This is a genomic window from Kribbella caucasensis, from assembly GCF_004361855.1.
GTDB classification, from domain to species: Bacteria; Actinomycetota; Actinomycetes; order Propionibacteriales; family Kribbellaceae; genus Kribbella; species Kribbella caucasensis.
The window spans coordinates 1,680-4,171 of record NZ_SNWQ01000070.1 but is presented as its reverse complement, the minus strand read 5'-3'; the positions used below and the strand labels follow the sequence as shown (position 1 = coordinate 4,171).

3 protein-coding genes are annotated in these 2,492 nt (G+C 70.3%); all 3 read left to right on the top strand.

Translation table 11 applies throughout. From position 1 onward, the window contains the following. Positions 1-174 precede the first annotated feature (174 nt). The gene (locus EV643_RS43755) at positions 175-1,296 is read left to right on the top strand and encodes a tyrosine-type recombinase/integrase (RefSeq protein ID WP_133806137.1); all 1,122 of its coding nucleotides are present in this window, start codon (positions 175-177) and stop codon (positions 1,294-1,296) included. Continuing rightward, a complete protein-coding gene (locus EV643_RS43750; protein ID WP_202870086.1) occupies positions 1,296-1,631 on the top strand; it encodes a helix-turn-helix domain-containing protein in 336 nt (111 codons plus the stop codon). The genes EV643_RS43755 and EV643_RS43750 overlap by 1 nt, the downstream gene beginning before the upstream one ends. Positions 1,632-1,639: 8 nt before the next feature. Then, a partial coding sequence (locus EV643_RS45310; RefSeq protein ID WP_202870085.1) for a hypothetical protein occupies positions 1,640-2,492 on the top strand: 853 nt, incomplete at its 3' end.

Here is a 2,492-nt window from a genome sequence, read left to right as displayed (position 1 = left end):
CGGGAATTGCAGCAGATGGGCGAGATTCAGCGGATCGCCTGCTGAGCTTGGCTCGGCAATAGGTTCGTCCGGCCGTCCCGACACGCCGTCTGACCTGCATGGTTGGCAGGCTGATCCCGTTAAGTGCATGATCCTTCCGTCTAACGGTCGCGGTTGGTGGTGCTGGAGGGATGGATGGGACGGGGCGATCTGGCCGGTGCTGCGCACCTCGAGCTGGTGTCTGGTGTGGTGCAGCTACGCCCGGAGGATGCGATGGTCGAGGCGATGCTGCGGGGCTGGCGGGCGCAGCAGGCTGCTCGCGGGTTGCAGGACGACACGATGGCGCCGCGGGAGCGGCTGGTGCGCCGGTTCCTGGAGTTCACCAACGAGTACCCGTGGCACTGGGGCCCGGCCCATGTGGATGAGTGGACGCAGTCGCTGACCGGCGAGAAGCATCTCGCGCCGTCGACGATCCGCGGCTATCAGACCGATCTGCGGTTGTTCAGCGAGTACCTCACCGACGGGCGCTACGGCTGGGCGACGGCGTGCGAGGAGTCGTTCGGCACGCACCCGGTGCCGATCTGCCATGAGTGGAACACGATCGCGCACCTGAACGACTACGAGGGAACGCCGGAGGCTCGCCCGCTCACCCGGGAGGAGCTGCAGCGGTTGTTGGATTATGCCGACGAGCAGGTGGAACGCGCCGTCCGGGCGAGGCGGAAGGGGGCGCTGGCCGCCTACCGGGACGCGACGATGTTCAAGGTGATCTACGGGTGGGGACTGCGCCGCACCGAGACCTCCAAGCTGGACCTGGCCGACTGGGGCCGCAACCCGGCGGCTGCGGAGTTCGGCCGGTACGGCATGCTGCACGTCCGCTACGGCAAGGCGGTGCGCGGGCAGCCAGCCCGGCGCCGCAACGTCGCCTCGGTGATGGGGTGGGCGGTCGAGGCGGTACGAGATTACGTGGAGAACATCCGGCCCAGGTTCGGCTGCGCCGATCATCCGGCGTTGTGGGTGACCGAGCGGGGTGGCCGGGTCAAACCGGCGGAGATCAACGCCCGGTTCGTCGCCTACCGCGATGCCCTTGGCCTGCCGAGGGACGCCACGCCGCACTCGCTGCGGCACTCGTATGTGACGCACTTGACCGAGGACGGGGTGGACCGGCGGTTCATCCAGGAGCAGGTCGGGCACCGCTGCGACACCTCGACGGCGATCTACACCCACGTCAGCGGGGACTTCATGAACACCGCGCTGCGCAAGGCACTCGCCCCGGCCCTCGACGACGGCCGGGCCACGGACGACGGAAGGGATCGCTGATGGCGCGCAAGCTCGACTACCGGTGGAACCTGCGGCAGGTGATGGCCGGCCGCGGCATGTTCCAAACGACCGACCTCATCGGCCCGCTCGCCGAGCGGGGCATTCACCTGTCGTCCAGCCAGGTCTACCGGCTGGTCGTGGAACGACCCGAGCGGCTCAGTCTGAAGGTGCTGATGGCCCTGCTGGACGTCCTGGACTGCTCAACCGATGACCTGATCGAGCCGGTGGCAGCCGCCACATCGGCGCGCCGGTCCAAGGCCGCCGCGGGTGGCGCCGAAGCCGGGGTCGGCGAGCTGCGTCCCAAGCGAGCCCGCATCACCCGAGCCGACGGCTGACCGGCCAGATGCCGGACGTTCTCACCGACCCGGTCAGCGTCGTCGTCGACCTCGTCACCGGCAGCGAGCCGGCACTGGATCGCGCGACGATCGAGCAGACGGTGGCAAGCGTCGCCGGCGGCCGCGCCAAACGCCGCCGCCTCGCCCAGGCCCTGCTCGACAACCCGGCCCTGCTCGGTGACGGACGCTCCCCGGCGCCCCGCGTGGTCGGGGATCTGCTGCTGGCGTTGCGCAAGGCGGGCGCGGTGAACATCTCACCACCGGTCTGCGCAGACTGCGGCAAGCACCTGCGCACCCTTCAGCGCCGCGGTGAGGACTGGTACTGCGCTGGCTGCGGTCCGCGGCGGGAACCCTGCGCGGCCTGCGGCCAGACCCGTCCGGTGACCTACCGGGACCGCGACGGGCGACCCCGATGCGGCCAGTGCCCGCCCGGCGACGGATCCGACCCGGTGGACGTCATCATCGACGTTGTCACCGGCATCGATCCGACGCTACCGGCCGACGTCGTGGTGTCCGCGGTGAGCGCGGTGGTGTCCCACGCCGGGCAGCGCCGTCAACTCGCCTGGGCGCTGCAGGACCGGCCCGAGCTGCTCACCGGGGCGGGCGCCGACGCAGCCATCCCTTCGGTGCTGCGGCTGATCGACAAGCTCTGCGACACAGGAGCACAGACCGTCACCCGACCAGGCTGCCCGCGCTGTCACCGCGTCATCCAGCTGCACAGGCGGATCGACCGGCAGTGGCTGTGCCGCAACTGCGTGGCCAAGTCCCGGGCCCAGCCCTGCTCGCGTTGCGGCGTCACCCGGGAGGCCGCCAGCCGCGACGAGCGCGGTCGAGCGTTGTGTCCTGGCTGCCTGATCACCG